At 30.0% G+C, this 20,346-nt stretch carries 19 protein-coding genes and 2 tRNA genes; 12 read left to right on the top strand and 9 right to left on the bottom strand.

Going from position 1 to position 20,346, the window contains the following annotated elements:
* Window positions 1-120: 120 nt before the first annotated feature.
* The 10 genes from porU to HKP59_RS02995 all read left to right on the top strand — a co-directional run bounded on the left by porU (window position 121) and on the right by HKP59_RS02995 (window position 9,796).
* Window positions 121-3,906, top strand: coding sequence for a type IX secretion system sortase PorU (gene porU / locus HKP59_RS03040; protein ID WP_291803309.1), 3,786 nt, complete (start codon window positions 121-123; stop codon window positions 3,904-3,906).
* A 37-nt stretch (window positions 3,907-3,943) separates the two neighbouring features.
* Complete coding sequence (porV, locus tag HKP59_RS03035; protein WP_291803307.1) at window positions 3,944-5,086, top strand: type IX secretion system outer membrane channel protein PorV; 1,143 nt, start codon at window positions 3,944-3,946, stop codon at window positions 5,084-5,086.
* Window positions 5,087-5,143: 57 nt separating this feature from the next.
* A complete protein-coding gene (gene cdd, locus HKP59_RS03030) occupies window positions 5,144-5,626 on the top strand; it encodes a cytidine deaminase (RefSeq protein ID WP_291803305.1) in 483 nt (160 codons plus the stop codon).
* Window positions 5,627-5,634: 8 nt separating this feature from the next.
* Window positions 5,635-6,018 carry a group III truncated hemoglobin gene (locus tag HKP59_RS03025; protein WP_291803304.1) on the top strand — a complete coding sequence of 128 codons (384 nt, stop codon included), beginning with the start codon at window positions 5,635-5,637 and terminating at the stop codon, window positions 6,016-6,018.
* 33 nt (window positions 6,019-6,051) lie between these two features.
* Window positions 6,052-7,122, top strand: a complete 1,071-nt coding sequence (locus HKP59_RS03020; RefSeq protein ID WP_291803303.1) for a 3-oxoacyl-ACP synthase III family protein — start codon at window positions 6,052-6,054, stop codon at window positions 7,120-7,122.
* A 145-nt stretch (window positions 7,123-7,267) separates the two neighbouring features.
* Window positions 7,268-7,879: a hypothetical protein gene (locus tag HKP59_RS03015; protein WP_291803302.1), complete on the top strand. Its 612-nt coding sequence runs from the start codon at window positions 7,268-7,270 to the stop codon at window positions 7,877-7,879.
* Between the two features lie 149 nt (window positions 7,880-8,028).
* A complete protein-coding gene (locus HKP59_RS03010) occupies window positions 8,029-8,769 on the top strand; it encodes an ABC transporter permease (protein ID WP_291803301.1) in 741 nt (246 codons plus the stop codon).
* Window positions 8,770-9,537 (top strand): ATP-binding cassette domain-containing protein, encoded by a 768-nt coding sequence (locus tag HKP59_RS03005; protein WP_291803299.1) that lies wholly within the window; start codon window positions 8,770-8,772, stop codon window positions 9,535-9,537.
* Window positions 9,538-9,599: 62 nt separating this feature from the next.
* A tRNA-Lys gene (locus HKP59_RS03000) sits at window positions 9,600-9,672 on the top strand.
* Between the two features lie 43 nt (window positions 9,673-9,715).
* A tRNA-Tyr gene (locus HKP59_RS02995) sits at window positions 9,716-9,796 on the top strand.
* 53 nt (window positions 9,797-9,849) lie between these two features.
* On the opposite strand, the gene HKP59_RS02990 is transcribed toward HKP59_RS02995, so the two are convergent.
* Genes HKP59_RS02990 through HKP59_RS02975 form a run of 4 tightly spaced genes read right to left on the bottom strand, consistent with a single transcriptional unit; the run spans window position 9,850 to window position 13,630 of the window.
* Entirely contained in the window at window positions 9,850-11,265 is a 1,416-nt protein-coding gene (locus tag HKP59_RS02990) for a DUF389 domain-containing protein (protein ID WP_291803298.1), read from the bottom strand.
* Between the two features lie 12 nt (window positions 11,266-11,277).
* Window positions 11,278-12,354, bottom strand: a complete 1,077-nt coding sequence (locus tag HKP59_RS02985; RefSeq protein WP_291803296.1) for a mannose-1-phosphate guanylyltransferase — start codon at window positions 12,352-12,354, stop codon at window positions 11,278-11,280.
* Window positions 12,347-12,946, bottom strand: a complete 600-nt coding sequence (locus HKP59_RS02980; RefSeq protein WP_291803294.1) for a SprT-like domain-containing protein — start codon at window positions 12,944-12,946, stop codon at window positions 12,347-12,349. The genes HKP59_RS02985 and HKP59_RS02980 overlap by 8 nt, the downstream gene beginning before the upstream one ends.
* Window positions 12,947-12,949: 3 nt before the next feature.
* On the bottom strand, window positions 12,950-13,630 hold the full coding sequence (locus HKP59_RS02975; protein ID WP_291803292.1) for an SDR family oxidoreductase: 681 nt from the start codon (window positions 13,628-13,630) through the stop codon (window positions 12,950-12,952).
* 116 nt (window positions 13,631-13,746) lie between these two features.
* Between HKP59_RS02975 and HKP59_RS02970 the strand changes: the two genes are divergently transcribed.
* Window positions 13,747-14,280, top strand: coding sequence for a GNAT family N-acetyltransferase (locus HKP59_RS02970; RefSeq protein ID WP_291803290.1), 534 nt, complete (start codon window positions 13,747-13,749; stop codon window positions 14,278-14,280).
* Between the two features lies 1 nt (window position 14,281).
* Here HKP59_RS02970 and HKP59_RS02965 read toward each other — a convergent pair whose 3' ends face one another.
* A complete protein-coding gene (locus HKP59_RS02965) occupies window positions 14,282-15,802 on the bottom strand; it encodes a hypothetical protein (protein ID WP_291803289.1) in 1,521 nt (506 codons plus the stop codon).
* 40 nt (window positions 15,803-15,842) lie between these two features.
* Window positions 15,843-16,877: a glutaminyl-peptide cyclotransferase gene (locus HKP59_RS02960; protein WP_291803288.1), complete on the bottom strand. Its 1,035-nt coding sequence runs from the start codon at window positions 16,875-16,877 to the stop codon at window positions 15,843-15,845.
* Between the two features lie 119 nt (window positions 16,878-16,996).
* Between HKP59_RS02960 and HKP59_RS02955 the strand changes: the two genes are divergently transcribed.
* A complete protein-coding gene (locus HKP59_RS02955) occupies window positions 16,997-17,248 on the top strand; it encodes a type B 50S ribosomal protein L31 (RefSeq protein ID WP_068210885.1) in 252 nt (83 codons plus the stop codon).
* Between the two features lie 49 nt (window positions 17,249-17,297).
* Here the strand turns inward: HKP59_RS02955 and HKP59_RS02950 are convergent, their stop codons facing one another.
* The 3 genes from HKP59_RS02950 to pdhA form a co-directional block, all read right to left on the bottom strand.
* Window positions 17,298-17,531 (bottom strand): hypothetical protein, encoded by a 234-nt coding sequence (locus tag HKP59_RS02950; RefSeq protein ID WP_291803287.1) that lies wholly within the window; start codon window positions 17,529-17,531, stop codon window positions 17,298-17,300.
* Window positions 17,532-17,711: 180 nt separating this feature from the next.
* A complete protein-coding gene (locus tag HKP59_RS02945; protein ID WP_291803286.1) occupies window positions 17,712-18,971 on the bottom strand; it encodes a pyruvate dehydrogenase complex dihydrolipoamide acetyltransferase in 1,260 nt (419 codons plus the stop codon).
* On the bottom strand, window positions 18,972-19,964 hold the full coding sequence (gene pdhA / locus HKP59_RS02940; RefSeq protein WP_291803284.1) for a pyruvate dehydrogenase (acetyl-transferring) E1 component subunit alpha: 993 nt from the start codon (window positions 19,962-19,964) through the stop codon (window positions 18,972-18,974). It lies immediately after the preceding gene.
* Between the last annotated feature and the right edge of the window lie 382 nt (window positions 19,965-20,346).

Raw genomic sequence — 20,346 nt, 5'->3', positions numbered from 1 at the left:
TATTAGATTATGTTTTTTTAACGATTGTTTTTGTTCTTTATTATGTGTATTGTTGTAATATGTTAAAAATAACAAACAAAAACTAACGTTATTTATACTATGTACAAGTTAAACAAAATTTTGTTTATTTTCTTTTTTAGTTTTGGGAATTTAATACTTGCTCAACAAACTGAAGTTAAAAGTGTAAAGTTAGACTGGGATGATGGAACTGATTTTGTAATTAATAGCAACAGCAGAATAAGAACTAGTTTAGTTAAAGGTAATTTTGTAGATGAATTTTTAAACCCAACTTATACAAAGAAATGGGAAATACCTAATGGGCTTGAATTGGTTGACTACACTATTTCAGATATAAGTTTTGAAGCATTTTCTAGTCCAACTTCAGGCTTAAATATGAACAAAATCCCAACAAATGTTAATGCAGAATTTAAAATTGTTAATTCTAGAGAACGCACTTATGCAATTTTAAATTTAACTCCACTTTTAAAGGAGGGAAATGTAATTAAAAAAATAATTTCGTTTAATTTAGAGTATTCAACGCGTAAATCATCCGAAAATAAAATTGGTAAAAGTTCAACTGTAAAAAATTCAGTTTTAGCAACTGGCAATTGGTATAAATTTTCAGTTGATGCGACAGGTGTGTATAAAATCGATAGTGATTTTCTAACTAATTTAGGAATTAATATAAATTCAATAAATCCTAAAAATATTCAAATTTATGGAAATGGAGGAGAAATGTTGTCATTTAAAAATAGTGATTTCAGGTATAATGGATTGCAAGAAAATGCAATTTTTGTAGAAGGGGAAAATGATAATAGTTTTGATAGAGATGATTATATTTTGTTTTATGCTAAAGGTCCTCATACTTGGAGAAATTTAGCTAGTAATGATTTGAATGAACTTGAACATCAATTTAATATTTTTTCTGATGCAGCGTATTATTTTATTACAGTAGGAGAAACTGGAGGAAAAAGAATTGCTAATAATAATCCTATTTCGGGTTCGCCAAGTTTGCAAATAAATAGTTATCATGATTATGTTTTTTATGAAAAAGATGAGGTAAACTTATTTGCAGTTGGTCAACAGTGGTTTGGGGATAGTTTTAATATTGAGAATAATCGTAGTTATTTAATTCCTTTTGAAAATATCGACGCTTCTTCAGATATCATTGTAAAAGTGAGAGGTGTTGCAGAATCATCTATTGCAACTCAGATGCAGGTAAAAGTTAATAGTCAAAGTTTGTTCTCATTAAATTTACCGGCTAATGGAGGTTTAACCAAAGCTGTTGCGAGAGAGAATAGTGGTGCAATTTCATTAACGGGAAATTCAGTGAACCTAGATATATCATATAATAATAGCGGCAACCCTTCAGCAAAAGCTTACTTAGATTATATAGAGGTTTTAGGTAAAAAAAGATTAATAGCGACTGGGAATCAGTTTTTATTTAGAAATTTTGATGTTCATAATAATTCTGGAATTTTTGAATATTCAATAGAAAATAGCAATCAAATAACCAAGATTTGGGAGGTAACAGATAGATTAAATCCAACGAATATTATTAATGAATCAAGTACTTCAAACTATAACTTTAAAATTCAAGGAGGGTCATTTAAAGAGTTTATTGTACTCAATGAAAATGACTACTTTACACCTAAAGCAATTGAAAATGTTATAGTTTCGAATCAAAATTTACATAGTTTAACAAATATTGATTACGTAATTATTACTCAAGATTTTTTAGTTGAACAAGCTCAGCTTTTAGCGAACTATCATAACGAAAATTCTAATTTGCTTACTAAGGTTGTTCCTTTACATGAAATTTATAATGAATTTTCTTCCGGTTCACCTGATATTTCAGCAATAAGGGATTTTGTAAAGCATTTGTATGATAATTCAAACACACATCAAATAAAATATGTTTGCTTGTTTGGCGATGCTTCTTACGATTATAAAGATAGAATAGGAGGTAATAATAATATTGTTCCAGTTTTTGAAGCTTATGACAGTTTTAATTTAGCTAATTCATTTGTTACAGATGATTTTTATGGAATGATGGATGGGAATGAAGGTGAAATGAATTCGTTCGAACGACAAGATGTTGTCACAGGAAGAATACCTGTTTCAGACCCATTGCAAGCTGAGCAAGTTGTTAAGAAACTACTAAACTACTACAATATAAATTCTTTTGGTGATTGGAGAACACAAATTACGTTAGTTGCAGATGATATAGACGCCGCAGGTGAGCAAATAATACAAGCTGAATTGGAAAAAATAGCAGATACAATAGCAGTAAATAATCCAATTTTTAATCTAAAAAAAGTGTATATGGATGCATATACGCAGCAGACATCCTCGGGAGGAAATAGATACCCTACAGTAAATATAGAACTTACAAATCAAGTAGAAAAGGGAACTTTACTGGTTGATTATTTTGGTCATGGAGGAGAAGATGGTTGGGCAGCAGAGAGGATTTTAGAAGTTTCTGATATTCAAAGTTGGACCAATGAATTTAATTTACCTTTATTTATTACCATAACTTGTGATTTTTCAAGGTTTGATAACCCTTTAAGAAAAACAGCAGGAGAATTTTTATTTTGGAATGCAAATGGAGGTGCTGGCTCACTAATTTCAACTACAAGAGAAATATTCATTAGTGTAGGGCAAGCTTTAAATGAAAGGTTAATAAAACCTTTACTAAATTTCAATAATGAAAACTACACAATTGCAGAGTCATTAATGAGTATGAAAAATCAATTTTCAACAACACAACGATACTTCATATTTATGCTTGGAGATCCTGCAATGAAACTCAGTATACCAAGTCCGTCTATTCAATTGAAAAAAATTAATGATGTTGATATTTCGCAATCTTTAGATACTATTAAAGCACTTTCTTACATGAAGTTTGAGGGAGAAGTAGCAGATTCTAATGGTGAAATTTTAAACGATTTTAATGGTGAATTAGCAGTTACGGTATTTGATAAATCTATTAATAAAACCACGTTAGATAATGATAATAGAAATATTACAATGCAATTTGATGCGTTAGAAAGCAAGATTTTCAAAGGGAGGTCAACAGTCAAAAACGGAAAATTTATTTTTGATTTTATAGCTCCTAAAGATATTAAAGTTGCTTACGGAAAAGGTAAATTAAGCTTTTATGCAACTGATGAATTAATTGATAAAGCGGGTTATGATCTAGATATAACTATTGGAGGTGTGAATACAAATGCGCCAGAAGATACAACAGGTCCTATTGTGCAATTATTCATGAACGATTTAAATTTTGTAGAAGGTGGTAACACAAGTAACTCACCCTTATTTATTGCGGTTATTGAAGATGAAAGTGGTATTAATACATCAATCACCGCTGTAGACCACGATATAGTTGCAATACTAGATGGAGACCAATCAAATCCTATCATATTAAATGATTTTTATGAAACTGAATTAAATGATTATAAAAAAGGAAAAGTGAATTACCCATTTAAAGACCTATCAGCAGGGTTACACACTTTAATTTTAAAAGTTTGGGATACTTACAATAATTTATCTGAAACAACGTTTTCTTTTTTTGTAGTTGACAGTAGCGATTTGATACTAAGTAATGTGTTAAATTATCCAAATCCATTTGTTAATTATACCGAGTTTTGGTTTAATCATAACAAGGATAATGAGTTATTAAATGTTCAAATACAAATTTTTACTGTTTCCGGTAAATTAGTTAAAACTATTAATGAAACCGTGCAGTCAGAAGGGAATTTATCACGATCGATAGCTTGGAATGGTTTAGATGATTTTGGTACAAAAATAGGAAAAGGAGTCTATATTTATAAGTTAAAAGTTAAATCACTTATTTCCAATGCTAAAGCAGAAAAAATTGAAAAACTAGTAATACTTCAATAATATATTAAGATATTTGTAAAATTAAATTACCAAATAAATGAGAAAAGGAATCATATTAGCTCTTGCAATTTCATTAATATTCACAAAATTTTATTCACAAGAAGCTCAAAACACTATAACAACAGCCGCACCTTTTTTACTTATTGCTCCTGATGCTAGAGCAGGAGGTATGGGAGATATTGGTGTTGCAACTTCTCCAGATGCGAATTCTCAGCATTGGAATGCGTCAAAATTTGCATTTATGCCTTCTCAATTTTCCGTTGGTATTGTTTATACACCTTGGTTAAGAGAACTTACAAATGATGTTTTTTTAGGAGGATTTTCTTTTGCCAATAGAATTGATGATAGGAGTGCATGGGCAACAAGTTTAAAATATTTTAATCTAGGTCAAATAGATTTAACCGATATAAATGGAGCGCCTGAAGGAACTGAAAAGTTAAATGAATTTTCTTTGGATGCCTCGTATTCACTAAAGTTAAGTGAAACTTATGCAATGGGTGTAACAATGCGTTATATTCGTTCTGATTTAGGTATTGAATCTGCTAATTCAACCATACAACCAGTAAATACATTTGCCGTTGATATCTCTGGTTATTTTCAATCTGATGAAAAAAACTATGGTAACTTTAATGGGATGTGGAGAGGAGGATATAATATATCTAATATTGGTCCAAAAGTTTCTTATACAGATGATGGACTTGAAAATTTTATTCCTACAAATTTGAAAATAGGAGGAGGTTTTGATTTTATTTTGGACACCTTTAATAAGGTAAGTGTAAATTTAGAATTCAATAAATTGTTAGTACCAACGCCGAGTATTTCCGTAAATGATGATGGTGAGGCTCCATATGTGCAAGACGACGTCGGTTTTGTTAGTGGTATGTTTAGTTCTTTTGGAGATGCTCCAGGTGGATTTAGCGAGGAATTGAAAGAGTTTACTTGGGCTCTAGGTGCTGAATATATGTATGATCATTCGTTTGCTATTAGAGCTGGTTACTTTAATGAAAGTGATTTAAAGGGAGCTCGTAAATATTTTACACTAGGTTCAGGATTTAAATTTAAAAGTACGAGATTAGATATATCTTATTTATTTAATGCTTCAAATATTAACAATCCTTTAGAAAATACATTAAGATTTTCGTTAGCCTTTGATTTTGGAGAATTATTTGAAATACATTAGTATTTAAATCGCTAACAACCTGTTGAAATAATCTAATAAGAGATAGAAGATAACTTGATGAAAAAAGTTGAAATAAAAACTAAAATTACCGTTTTTGATTCTTTGGAAGAGCTTTCAAGCTCAGCAAAAAATTTAATGAATAAAGCTATTGAAGCAAAGAAAAGTGCCTATGCACCCTACTCTAAATTTAAAGTTGGAGCTGCGTTTCTTCTGGAAGATGGTACAATTGTCACAGGAAACAATCAAGAAAATGCAGCATATCCATCAGGGATGTGTGCAGAGCGGGTAGCAATCTGGAAAGTGTCTTCAGAATATCCACATCTTAAAATTTTAAAATTAGCCATTACGGCGAGTTCATCTGCACAAATTACGAGAGAACCCGTAGCACCTTGTGGCGCTTGTAGACAAACTTTATCTGAATATGAATTAAAGCAAAAAGATGAAATTGAGGTCTATTTTATGGGTGAAGTAGGGAAAGTAATAAAAACAGATTCCTTATTAGATTTACTTCCAATTGCCTTTGATAAGTCGTTTTTATAGCAGGCATTATGAAAGATGATATTAAAAATAAAGAAGACATTTATAAACTAGTAAAGTACTTTTATATAAAATTAATGAGTGATGCAGAAATGCATCATTTTTTTATTAATTTTAGGAATCCGAAATTATTAGAAGAGCATTTACAAGTATTAGTAAGTTTTTGGGACAATGTGTTATTTTACTCAGGTGGGTATCGTAAAAATGCAATGAAACCACATATGCAATTGCATCAAACAAAACCTTTTGAAGCTAAGCACTTTAAGCGCTGGTTATCAATATTTAATGGTTCTATTGATGACTTGTTCTTTGGGCGAACTGCACAAACTGCGAAGGAAAAAGCGTTGTCTATAGCCACCGTAATGGAAATTAAAATTTCAGCACTAAATTCTTAATACATTTTTACATTTGAACATCAATTTTTTAGCATGAATATACAATCAGTAATTACAGGAACAGGGAGTTTTATTCCTTCACAAATTAAAAAGAATTCCGATTTTTTATCAAATCAATTTTTAAATGATGATGGAACTTCAATGGAGTATGAAAATGAAGTTGTAATAGAAAAATTTAAAGCGATAACCGGTATTGAAGAAAGGAGATATGCAACAGATGATTTAACATCATCGGATTTAGCATTTTTTGCTGCGCAAAAAGCAATTGATGATGCTCAAGTAAATCAAGAAGAATTGGATTATATAATTTTGGCACATAATTTTGGAGATGTAAAAAGCACGGCAATTCAAAGTGATATTTTGCCAAGTTTAGCTTCAAGAGTAAAGCACAAATTAGGAATTAAAAATCCTAGTTGTGTGGCTTACGATATTCTTTTTGGATGTCCTGGGTGGATTCAAGGAGTAATTCAAGCAGAAGCCTTTATAAAGGCTGGAATTGCAAAAAAATGTTTAGTTATTGGAACAGAAACATTATCTAGAGTTGTTGATCCTTATGATAGAGATTCAATGATATATTCTGATGGAGCAGGTGCTTGCGTTATTGAGGCTGTTAAAAATGATTCTTCTTCGGGAATTTTAAGTCATATAGCACAAACAGATGCTTTAGATGAGTGCTATTATTTGTATTTTGGAAAATCATTTGATCAAGCTGCAGACGAAAACATTAGGTACATAAAAATGTATGGTCGAAAAATTTATGAATATGCCTTAAATAATGTTCCTTTAGCCATGAAAAAAGCATTGGACAAAACAGGTATAGATATCGCTGAAGTAAAAAAGATATTTATTCATCAGGCTAATGAAAAAATGGATGAGGCCATTATAAAACGTTTTTATAGATTGTACAAAACAAAACTTCCAGAAGGTATAATGCCTATGAGTATTCATAAACTAGGAAATAGTTCAGTTGCTACTGTACCAACCTTATTTGATTTAGTTAAACGTGGTAAAGTTGAAAATCAAGAAATTAAGAAAGGAGATGTTGTAATATTGGCTTCAGTTGGAGCAGGAATGAATATTAATGCTATTGTATACAAATATTAATTTATCTTGAGTCATTAGTAAAGCTTAAAATTTATATAAAAGGTGTTATTTTTTAAATAAAAGGTTTGTTTTTGGTTATAATTGGTTATTTAATTGTATATTTATAACGTTAAAAATAGTAAAAACCTCTTAAAACTATTAAATTATGAAAAAAATTATCCTTTTAGCTATATTTTTATTGAGTATATCTTATAGCTGTCAAACAAATGATGAATTTGAAATTTTAGAAGCGAACTCGTTTGAATTCAGTGTCAGCACAAATGATTTTACAGATTTAAATTTTAGAAATTCAGAGACTGCATGTTTCACAACGCCATTAATTGCTGGACAAAATTATACAGCTGGTAGAATTGATGTGGAGATAGTAAATGAAGATGGTACCAATTATGTTTATATAAGTTATATCACCAATGATGAATGGATTATTAAACTTACTCATTTATATGCCGGTGATAGAGAAGGAATTCCCGAAACTAAAAAAGGAAATCCAAAACCAGGAGTTTTCGAAAAACGAATGGATTACGAAGCAAATATTATTTCAAAGTTTGAAGTTGAATATAAAATACCTGCAGAAGCATTTGAAGAATGTTTTTATATAGCGGCACATTCAGAAGTTGAGAGAATAGATGATAAAGGAGTTGTTATCCAACGTGAAACAGGATGGGGACAAGGAGAAGGATTTGAAGGAGATAGTTGGGCAATGTATTTTGAATTTTGCAAAAATTTATGCGGAGATGAACTAACCGACATTAGATAATTAGAGCAAATATTACAACCAAAAGGGCTTCAGATGAAGCCCTTTTTTATTTTTATAAAATTGAAAATCTCAAATTCAATAATTAATTTTATAATTTGAAAACATATATTTAAGTATATAATTTAATACTTTAGCAAAAAATAATTTTAATGTATTATTTAAAGCATATAGGAAAGTACTTTATCATGCTAAGGCAAGTTTTTAGAAAACCACAAAAATGGTCGGTTTTTAGAGAAATGTTGTTTAGGGAAATCGATGATTTAGGATTAAAATCATTAGGAATCATAATGTTTATTTCTTTTTTTGTTGGAGGTGTGGTTGCTATACAAACAGCGTTAAATGTTGATAGCCCTTTTATCCCAAAATATTTAATAGGTTTTGCCACAAAAAGAGGTATTATTTTAGAATTTGCACCAACATTTATGTCGATTATTTTAGCAGGAAAAGTAGGTTCTTATATAACTTCTAGTATGGGGACTATGCGAGTGACAGAGCAAATAGATGCCCTAGAAGTGATGGGAATTAATTCATTAAACTATCTAGTTTTACCAAAAATACTGGCAGCATTATTTTTCTATCCTTTACTTATATTACTCTCTATGTTTTTGGGAATAGTAGGTGGATATTTTGCAGGTTTATTAACAGATTTATTTTTTAGTGAAGATTTTATTTATGGTATTCAACTTGATTTTGATCCTTATTTTATTAAATATGCATTAACAAAAACAGTTGTTTTTGCTTTTATCATAACCACGATTCCTGCATATCATGGTTTTTATGTTAAAGGAGGGTCATTAGAAGTCGGAAGGGCAAGTACAAGAGCTGTTGTTTGGACAAGTATTGTTATAATTTTATTAAACTATTTTTTAACTCAAATGCTACTAGGATAAATGATTGAAGTTAAAAATTTATATAAAGAGTTTAACGGAGTACCAGTATTAAAGGGTATTTCAACTACTTTTGAAAAAGGAAAAACTAATTTAATAATTGGCCAAAGTGGTTCTGGTAAAACAGTTTTTTTAAAGTGTTTGTTAGGTTTACACATTCCTGAAAAAGGGAAAATATGTTTCGACGGAAGGATTCATACAGAGCTAGGAATTAAACAACGCAGACAATTGAGGCAGGAAATGGGAATGGTTTTTCAAGGAGGTGCTCTGTTTGATTCTCTAACTATTGAAGAAAATATTATGTTCCCGTTAAAAATGTTTGCCAATAAACCAAACTCTGAAATGCTCGATAGAGTAAATGTTGTTTTAAATAGGGTTAATTTGGAAAATGTAAATAAAAAATTTCCAGCACAATTATCTGGTGGAATGCAAAAACGTGTTGCAATTGCACGAGCAATTGTAATGAATCCTAAATATTTATTTTGTGATGAGCCAAATTCAGGTTTAGATCCAAGAACTGCAACTGTTATTGATAATTTGATTCAAGAAATTACGAAAGAATATCAAATGATTACCATTATTAATTCACATGATATGAACTCTGTAATGGAAATTGGAGAAAAAATCATCTTTTTAAAAGATGGTAAAAATGCATGGGAAGGCTCTAATGAGGAAATATTTAAAACTGAAAATGAGGCTGTTGTAGATTTTGTCTATTCTTCAAATTTATTTAAGCAAGTTAGAGAAGCTTATCTCAATAAAACAAAATAAAAAAGAAGTTTGTTTTATTAAAATATACTTTTATATTTGCACCCGCTAAAAAGGAATAATTAGACCTGGTAGCTCAGTTGGTAGAGCACCTCCCTTTTAAGGAGGTGGTCCTGGGTTCGAGCCCCAGCCAGGTCACAAAAACTTCTCAAATTTGAGAAGTTTTTAAGTATAAATTTTCGGTGAGATACTCAAGTGGCCAACGAGGGCAGACTGTAAATCTGCTGCGCAAGCTTCGAAGGTTCGAATCCTTCTCTCACCACAAAAAAACCTCAAACATTTGTTTGAGGTTTTTTTGTGAGTTTTACTTTTCTTTTAATTCACCATTAGTGTATCTAAGTTCAATCTTGTTTTAAGCCATTTTTTTAAAAGAACTTTTTGCTCAATCGTATTAGGTATTGAGTCGTACCATTTTGTATTAAAAACAGTTAAGGTATCAACAGCATTAAAGTTTGTATTTATTAATTTCGCATAGCTAAGCTGTGATAGTCCATTATAATTTATTTGAGCTTCTTTACTAATTTGTATGAATGGAATTTGACTATCGTAATATTTTGACAATTCAGATTCTAGTAATTTAATTTTATCCTCTTTCTCTTTAATGGATTCATCTCGTGATGAAATTATTTTTTGATTTTGAACATACAAATCGGTTAGGTTTTTTACTTCATTACGTAAGTCAGAGTCATCAATACCTTCTTGTATAATTAATTGCGTTCCTGTTAAGCCATATTCTGGTAGTTTGGCAATCCAGTTTTCTTTTTTTTCTTTAGAAAGCTTATTTCCATAAATAACAATTTTAACACTATTATTTTTGTAGTCTATATTTTCATCAACTTCATCAATAATACTAATACCACTCTCTTTTACGTCACTAATTAAATGTTTAGCAGCTTGTTTGAATTGATTTTCTTGAAATAAATTAAAGAACATAAATATACTTCCTGAAAAAACAATAAGAGCTACAAATGAAGCCAATCTTGCGATACGTTTCCTTTTTGCAGAATTAATATATTTAAGCATTGGAAATCGTAAAAACTTTACAATAACAAATGTAGCTAGAGCAATAAAAATGGTATTTATTGTAAAAAGAAACATAGCACCTCCAAAATAACTTAAATTACCTGTGGCTAGCCCAAAACCGGCAGTACAAAGCGGTGGCATTAATGCGGTTGCAATCGCTACACCAGCAATAGTGTTGGTTTGTTGATTTCGCCTACTCAACGCTATAATCAAGGCCAATCCACCAGCTATTGCAATAAAAACATCTCGAACATCTGGCGCAGTTCTTGCTAAAAGCTCGGGAGTTTCATCTCTGAAAATAGGAATTAGAAAAAAAGCGAAAGAAGTAGCCAAACTCAACCCAATCATAACACCTAAGTTAATTAGAGAGCGTTTTAAGGTATCAATATCATTTATTCCAATAGACAAGCCAACACCTAAAATTGGACCCATTAATGGAGAAATAAGCATCGCTCCAATTACTACTGCAGTTGAACTTACGTTTAGACCAATCGAAGCAATTAATATTGAAAACACAAGTACCCAAGCAGTGTGTCCCTTCATTGAAATATTGCCCTTTATATCTTCAATAGTTCCCTTTCTATCGGTATCCTGCGATATATCTAATAAGTCAAATAGAAATTGTTGAATTCCTGCCCATAACCCTTTAAAATCTTGATCTTTTATAGGTTTAGTTTCGTTAGATTGATTATCATTCGTGTTTTCCATAATTCAAATAGTTTAAACAAACTTATCTCCAAATTGAGATTTTACATCCAAAGTAATTTCTTTTATTTCTTGTTCTTTATTTTTAGGGCAAATTAATATTACATCTTCTTTCTCTACTACAATATAATCTTCTAATCCTTGAATAACAACTCGTTTACCAGTTTGTGTTCGTACAATATTATTTCTTGAATTTCTATAAATAACTTTTCCGTTAACAGTTGCATTATTATTGATGTCTTTATTTAATTTAGAATAAAGAGATCCCCAAGTTCCCAAATCATTCCATCCAAAGTTTACAGGTAAAACAAACACATTAGTTGCTTTTTCTAATATTCCAAAGTCAATTGAAATATTTTGTGAAGATGCATAATTTTCTTCAATAAAACTCAATTCAGAAGTTGTGTTGTAACAAATAGCACCTTTATTAAATAAAGAAAACATCTCGGGTAAATTAGTTTCAAAAGATTTTAAAATACTTTTTACACTCCAAACAAAAATACCAGCATTCCAAAGATAATTTCCATTTTGAATAAACGTAATAGCAGTTTCTAAATCCGGTTTTTCAGTGAAGTTTGCTACTTTTTTAATGGTATCCTCAGCATGTTCAAATTGAATATATCCATAACCTGTATTTGGACTTGATGGTTGAATTCCAAGTGTCATTAGAGCATCGTGTTCTTCACAAAAATTAAATGAGGTTTGTACGTTTTTTAAAAATGTTGTTTCGTCGTCAATCAAATGATCTGAGGGTGCCACAATCATAATTCCATCAGGGTTTTCATTGTAAATTTTTAAAGCGCTATATAATATACAAGGAGCGGTGTTTCGCATAGTAGGTTCCAATAGTAATTGGTTTGATAATACTTTTGGAAGTTGCTCTTGAACTAAATCTTCGTATTTTTTATTAGTTGCTATTAGAATATTTTCTGATTTTATTAAATTTTCGAAGCGATTAAATGTTTGCTGAATGAGTGTACTTCCAGTTCCTAGCATGTCATGAAACTGTTTTGGAAATTGTTGCGTACTTAAAGGCCAAAATCGAGATCCAACACCACCAGCCATAATTACGGCATAATAATTTTTATTCATTTTCTTCTGTTAAAGTTACTTGCGCATTTCGATTGAATAAATAGATTTTACTACTACTTAGTTCCACGCACTCAAATCTGGTTCTTCTTTTGTTTCCTCTTTTAAAGGATTTATTTTTGAATGTAAAAATACTTCCGTGTTCTAGTTCAAATATAAAACTCTTTCCTGACATTGCATCATACTGTTTTAGAGCATAGTTTAAATGTACATCTGAACCGGTACTTGCTTTTGGGTTTTTTAGATAATTTGCTAAATAGGGTAATAAATTTTGAGGGAAGATATTAGGCTGCAGAAAAGGTAACATTAAATGTTGAAAATTTTGTTTCCATTCAATACCGTGTGGTTTAACTCTTCCATGTTGTTTGTACGTAAAAAAATGTGCTATTTCATGAATAAGCGTTAATAAAAATTGGTATTCATTAAGGCTATTGTTAACTGTAATTTGAAGAGAGCCATTTGTATTTTTTTTAAAGTCTCCATGTTTTGTAGTTCGATTTTTCACAATTTTTATATGAATTGGATGGTTTGAAAGAATGTCTTCAACCAAACAAACAGCATTTTCAGGAATATATTTTAAAAGTGTTTCAGTCATACATTAAGGAGTGGAAGAAGATACTTCTACAATCTTTCCATTTTGAAATTTGTGTCCGTTTATTGCAAAATTGTATATGTATTCAGCCATTTCGAAAGCTGAGACTGGAGCTTTATATCCTGGAAAAGCTTCTTCTAGCATTTCGGTTTGAACAGCACCTAAAGCCAAAACGTTGAATGATATTTGTCGCTCTTTATATTCTTCAGCTAATAATTCAGTAAGTGTTATTAAAGCCCCTTTTGATGAACTATAAGCTGCTAAACCTGGGAATTTTGAACTTCCTTGAACTCCACCAATACTGCTAATATTAACAACGTGACTTCCTTTTTTGAGGTATGGAATTAATTGACGTGTTAATTCTGCTACACTAAATACATTTATTTGGAAAACAGATAAATAATCGGCCGATGTAAGTTCTTCAAACGGTTTATTAATTAATTTGCCAGCATTGTTAATTAAAACATCTACAGATTTCCAATTAGATGTAACAAAATTAGTTACTTTCTTTACTTCTGAATCTTTTGATAAATCAATGGAAAGTGTTGTAATATTTTTGATGTTTAGATTTTTTAAAGGTTCAGCGTTTCTTGATAAAGCCAAAACTTTATATCCGCTTTTGGCAAATAGTTGTGCCAGTTCAAAGCCTATTCCTCTGCTAGTTCCTGAAATTATTACATTTCTCATTTCTTTAAATTTATTGCGATTCAAACTTATTAATAATTTGATATATTTGGCTAAAATATAATATTTTCCCTTGCTATATATAAAAATTAGGGCATTTTATTACTAAACCTCTACGAATGATTGAAATCGAAACAGAAAGAATTATATTACGTGAATTTACATTAGAAGATTGTGAAGCTGTTTTTGAATTTTCAATGAATAAAGAAGTCCAAAAATATACAGGAGACGTTACTTTAGAAACCGTTGAAGAGGCAAAAAGTATTATTAAAAATGTTTGGTTTTCAGATTATAAAAAATATGGTTATGGTAGATGGGCTGTAGTGTATAAGCCTGAAAATAAGGTTATTGGTTTTGCAGGACTTAAATACTTACCCGAATTAAATGAAACTGATATTGGTTATCGTTTTTTACCTGAATATTGGGGAAAGGGAATAGCTACTGAAGTTTCAAAGGAAATTATTAAATATGGATTTGAAATATTGAAATTAGATAGAATTATTGGTATTACAATGCCTAAAAATATAGCTTCATATAAAGTACTTGAGAAAATTGGAATGAATTTCTATAAATTTGATGTATATAAAGGGGAAGACGAAAATATAAAGTACAATTGGCACCAAATTACTAAAGAAAACTATTTTAATAAGTAGTTTAATTAAAAATTATATGCTGATAAGCTCCAATATCAGCAGGTAAAGATCTTAAAGTTCCTAGAATATCTTCAGGAACTAAAATTGTTCCATTGGAATTGGCTTGCTCTATTCCATCAGAATTTTCTCCAATAATGAATTGGTTTGTAAACGGATCTTTAAAATCGGACTTTCCATTAAAGATATTTTCTGAAAAATGATTTTCATCTTCAAAATTGTATGTAGGTATATTTACATAGGAATTATTGAAATCATTAAATTTAATCAAGTTGTTCTGAAAGAAATAATTAAACTGAGAACCTTCAACCTTATCAATAGCCAATTCTATATTGTTATTTCCGTCGATTATACAATTCGTGAAATTCGCTTGAAGTAAATCTCGTGTTTCAATAATTTGGTTATTTCCATCAGAATATGAAAAGAAGTTATTTACTAAAACACTCGGATATTGGCGCAAACTACTATTCCAAAAATTTGTAAAAGTTGAATGCGTAAAATTATAAGTACCACCAATTGTGCAAGCTAGAGAAGCTTGACCACTATTGTTTATGACTAAATTTTCACCTATAATATTAGTTTCTCTTCCTAAAATTCCATAGTTTAAACTGTTATATATTTGAGTGTTTTTAATTGTTAAAGTAGGGGTAATGGTACTTCCAATAGAATCAATAATAATTCCAGCGGAAGCATTTTTAATAACTGTATGATTAATAGAATGATTTGTACTTCCAGCTCTTAACCAAATTGCTCCCCATTGTCCTGAAACATCATTAAACTCAGGCTCTAGTCGATCTCCTTCAATTAAAACGTTGTTATTAAGTTCTCCTTCAATAGTGAGTGTGGCATTTTTATCAACAATTAAACCTGAATTTGAGTGAAAATGAATACGAGCTCCAGCTTCAACAGTAAGTGTTTTAGTTGACGGAACTGCGCAATAACCATAGATAACGTACGGCTTTTCAGCCTTAAAAATAGTATTGTCTTCTAAATAAAAACCTCTAACATTTAATTGATTTCCTTCAGCATCAATACCAATATTGATTGTTTCAACTAAGCCAGTTAAATCTTTAGATGGGAACAGAAAATGTGCATCTTTTACCAAGGTTATTAGTTTAACATCTTGCAGATTTTCTCCATTGTCAAAAAGAATTTCATCTGAATAAATTGGATTTGTAATTTGGCTATAATCTATGGTAGTTTCAATAAAAATATAGATACTGTCTTTAGCTAAAATTTCTACATCTTCAAATAGTTTGCCAGGGACTCCATCAACATTTAATCTGTAAAATGAATTTTCACCTTTTCCTAATTGAATAGAAGGTATTGAAATGGCATCACTACTTTTATTATAAACTTTTAAGTTGTAAGTGCTTGAACCAATGTTGGTAAAAACAGTATCTAAATAGACGGTGTCTTTTGAGAAAGTAAGATTACCTGAATTTAATTGAGCTGTAAAATCTTTTCTACAAGAAGAGAAAATAAGCAATGCAAGAGCAATTAAAAAAGTTAAATAATAACGCATTCAGGTTGTTTTTGTAAATGTAAAAATAATATAAAGAAGATTATTTTTTAATCAACTCAATTTCGTATAATTTACTCCAATGTTTGCCAGTTACGAAAATTCGATTGTTTTCTTTATCAAAAGCAATTCCGTTTAGTACTTCATCACTGTCATCCAAAGTTTGTTCTTTTAAAATTTCAGCTTTCAAACTGTTTAAATTAGCAACACCTTCAACTTTCCCTGATATTGGGTTTACAATAAGAATTGAATTCTTTTGCCAAATATTGGCATAAATTTTTCCGTTTATATATTCGAGCTCATTCAATTTTTCAACTTTTTGTGTATTAGTATAAGCTTCAATATAACTTTCTTCTTTGAGTGTTTCGGGATTTAAAAACCAAATACGTTCCGTACCATCTGTTTTAATTAATTTTTCACCATTATGTGTTAGTCCCCAACCCTCTTGACTTTTGGTGTATTTAAACTCTTTTTCTTTTTCAAAGGTTTCTACATCATACACAAAGCCAATACCACTTTGCCAAGTTAATTGATAAATTTTGTTCTTAAAAATTGTAATTCCTTCACCAAAGTATGTTTCAGATAAATCTTGTTGTTGAATTATTTTACCAGTTGTTAACTCAACTTTTCGTATTGAAGAAGATCCTTTTCTTCCAGTTCCTTCATATAAAAAGCCGTTATAAAATTCTAATCCTTGCGTGTATGCTCCTTTGTCATGAGGGTACGTATTTATTATTTTATATGTGTAAATGTCTGGAGCAGAATCGGCCATAAAATATATAGGCTTATTTACTTTTTTTGTTTTGTTTTCATAAAAAACAATAGCTGTAATAGTATGTTTACCTAAGGTAAAATCACTAACGTTGAGTTTTGCAGAATTACCAGTACTTTCTATTTTTTTTAAATCTATTGAAAATTGAACGGAGTCTATAGGTTGGTCTCCTTTTTCAGAAATAGAAATTGTTAATTCTTGATTAGTTTGAATTTTATTTGGACTGTTTAAAATAAATGTATATTCACTTTTACAGGAAAATAGTATTACTAGTAGAAAAAAACTTAAAAAATACTTGTATGACATGGTTTAAATAGCGTTTTATGATTTTTTATGTAAATAAAATAAATATTTTGTTTGAAGTTTCAAAAATATAGTTAAATTTGCAGTCTGAAAAATAAAAATAGAATTAAAACGAGTTTACGATGAGAAAAGGTATACACCCAGAAAATTATAGAATGGTAGCATTTAAAGATATGTCAAATGAAGATGTGTTTTTAACTCGTTCAACAGTAAACACTAAAGAAACTCTAGAGGTAGATGGTGTTGAATATCCTTTAGTAAAATTAGAGATTTCAAGAACTTCACACCCTTTTTACACTGGTAAAACTAAGTTAATTGATACTGCAGGACGTATTGACAAGTTCAAAACAAAATATGCTAAATTTAAAAAGTAATTTTTAGTTAAAAATATAAAAAAATCCTCAATGAAAATTGAGGATTTTTTTATGCCAAATTTCTTTTTTTGAAAATATTTTTTTTTAGTTGAAATGCTTTATTTTGGCAATGTTTATGTGTGTATTCCAAATTAAAAATTTGTTGGAATGTCATTTTTTTAAGATACTCAACTCTTTCTTCAATTGCTAATTTACGAAGTTCAGTAAATGGACAATTTTTATTTTCATTTAGAAATGCGCATCCAAATAAAAATTGATGAGAAGCAAATCGATTAGAACTCATAGTTCTACTTTTTTAAGGAATTACCTCTAAAGTTAAAGATTTTTTTTGAAAATTCCTAGCTATTATTAGTTTAGCTATTAATAGTTTCTTTTATCTAGATAATGAATTATTTATATAAAATAAATATCCCTTTATAATTTTCATATAAAGGGATATTTAAAACATATAAGTTGTAGCTATTTATGCTAACATAGTTACTGGGTTTTCAATAAACTGTTTTAAAGTTTGTAAAAAAGCCGATCCAGTTGCGCCATCAACAGTTCTATGGTCACAAGCTAATGTTACTTTCATAGTATTTCCAACAACAATTTCTCCATTTTTAACTACGGGTTTTTGAATAATTGCACCTACTGATAAAATTGCAGAATTTGGTTGGTTTATAATAGATGTAAATTCAGAAATTCCAAACATACCAAGGTTAGAGACTGTAAAAGTGCTTCCATCCATTTCAGCTGGAGTTAATTTCTTTGATTTCGCTCTTATCGCCATATCTTTTACTTCAGCACCAATTTGAGTCATACTTTTTTGATCTGTAAAAGGAATTACAGGCACAACTAAGCCATCTTCAACAGCAACAGCTACACCAATATTAACGTGATGATTAATTCGTGTTTTATCATCAAACCATTGCGAGTTCACTTTTGGATGTTTTTTTAATGCCATGGCACTTGCTTTTACAACCATATCGTTAAATGACACCTTAATATCAGGTAATTCATTAATAGCCTTACGAGAATCAATAGCATTATCCATATCAATCTCTATCATTAAATAATAATGAGGAGCTGTAAATTTGGATTCAGCCAATCTGCGTGCAATAGTCTTACGCATTTGAGAGTTTGCTGTTTCTTCATAACTTACTTCACCTAAACTCACAGATGGAGAACTAATAGCAGTTGGTGCAGATACAGTAGGAACGAAATTTTCAACATCAGACTTTATGATTCTTCCATTTTCGCCACTACCGTTAATTGATGCTAAATTTATTCCTTTTTCATTTGCTATTTTTTTAGCTAACGGAGAAGCTATAATTCTTCCTGAAGTGTTTGTGTTAACTACAGTTGCTTTTGGTTCTTCAGTTTTTTCTTCAATTTTCTGAACAGGTTCAGCTTCAACTTTTTTAGATTCTTCTTTAGTCGAAGAGCTCTCTTCATTTCCACTTTGAACTTTAAAGTTTTTTATGATATCATCAATATTTTCTCCTTCTTCACCAATTATTGCTAATAACGAATCTACTGGAGCACCTTCACCATCATTCAAACCAATGTATAGAAGAGTACCTTCATTGAAAGATTCAAACTCCATAGTTGCTTTATCAGTTTCAATTTCAGCTAGAATATCACCTTCTGAAACTTTTTCACCTACTTTTTTTAGCCATTGTGAAACAACTCCTTCAGTCATTGTATCACTCAAACGGGGCATTGTAATTATTTCTGCCATTTATTTATGTTTTAAAAATGGATAATCTTCTTGTTCGTATACAATATCGTATAACAGTTGCTTATCTGGAAATGGTGATTCTTCTGCAAATTTTTGACATTCAGCTACTTTTTCTTTTACTTCACTATCCCATTCTTTTATTTGTTTTTCAGTAGCGTATTTTTTTGCTTTAATGATATCTAATACTTGAGTAATAGGGTCAATTTTACGATATTCATCCACTTCATCTTTTGTTCTGTACTTTTGTGCATCACTCATTGAATGTCCTCTATAACGATATGTTTTAATATCTAATAGTGTTGGTCCTTCACCTCTTCTTGCTCTTTCAATGGCTTCTTCCATAGCTTCTGCAACTTTTACCGGATTCATACCATCAACAGGTCCACAAGGCATTTCATATCCAAGTCCAAGTTTCCAAATATCTTCGTGATTTGCAGTTCGCCCAACTGAAGTTCCCATAGCATATCCATTATTTTCACAAATAAATACAACTGGTAATTTCCAGTTAATTGCCATGTTAAAAGTTTCGTGTAATGAACCTTGACGTGCAGCACCGTCACCAAAATAGGTAAGTGTAACTCCATCTCTATTGAAATATTTATCGGCAAATGCTAAACCAGCACCTAAAGGTATTTGACCACCAACAATACCATGACCACCATAAAAGTTATGTTCAGGGGAAAATATGTGCATAGATCCTCCCATTCCTCGAGAGGTACCGGTATCTTTCCCTAATAATTCAGCCATTATTCTTTTTGGGTCAACTCCCAATCCAATAGGTTGAACATGATTTCTATAGGCAGTTATCATTTTATCATTTTCTTTCATTGCATGTAAAGCCCCTGCTAATACAGCTTCTTGTCCATTATATAAATGTAGAAAACCTCTCACTTTTTGTTGAATATATAGCGCAGCGAGCTTGTCTTCAAATTTTCGCCAAAAAAGCATGTCTTTATACCAATTAATGTAGGTTTGTTTTGTAATTTTTTTCATTTGATAAAACTATTTTAGTTATGTCGGTTTGCAAAAATACTATTTTGCAATTTACTATTTTAGTAAACACCATTTTTTTTTACTATAATGTTTTCGTAAAATTGATAAAAACCGTTAATTATTAGTTAAAAACCTTTAAATTTAAACTTTAGTTGACGTAAAATTGTTGAATGCTGCTAATTTTTAGTATTTATTTTTGTAATTTTATAACAGTATTTATTAAGCAAATAAAGTAATTTTTGAAAATCTTTTAGTTATGATTGATATAATTAAGGATAATACTTCTGTTGTGGGGACGACGATTTCTTTAATTTTTTGTAACTATAAGTTTTCTAATTAGAGTATTTGTAAAAGATAAAAATAATATACTACCGTTGTGGGG

Origin of the sequence: Lutibacter sp. (genome assembly GCF_013041805.1) — a bacterium.
In the GTDB taxonomy this organism is placed as follows: Bacteria; Bacteroidota; Bacteroidia; order Flavobacteriales; family Flavobacteriaceae; genus Lutibacter.
The sequence above is the reverse complement of the archived record's forward strand: the minus strand, read 5'-3'. Positions and strand labels throughout refer to the sequence as shown.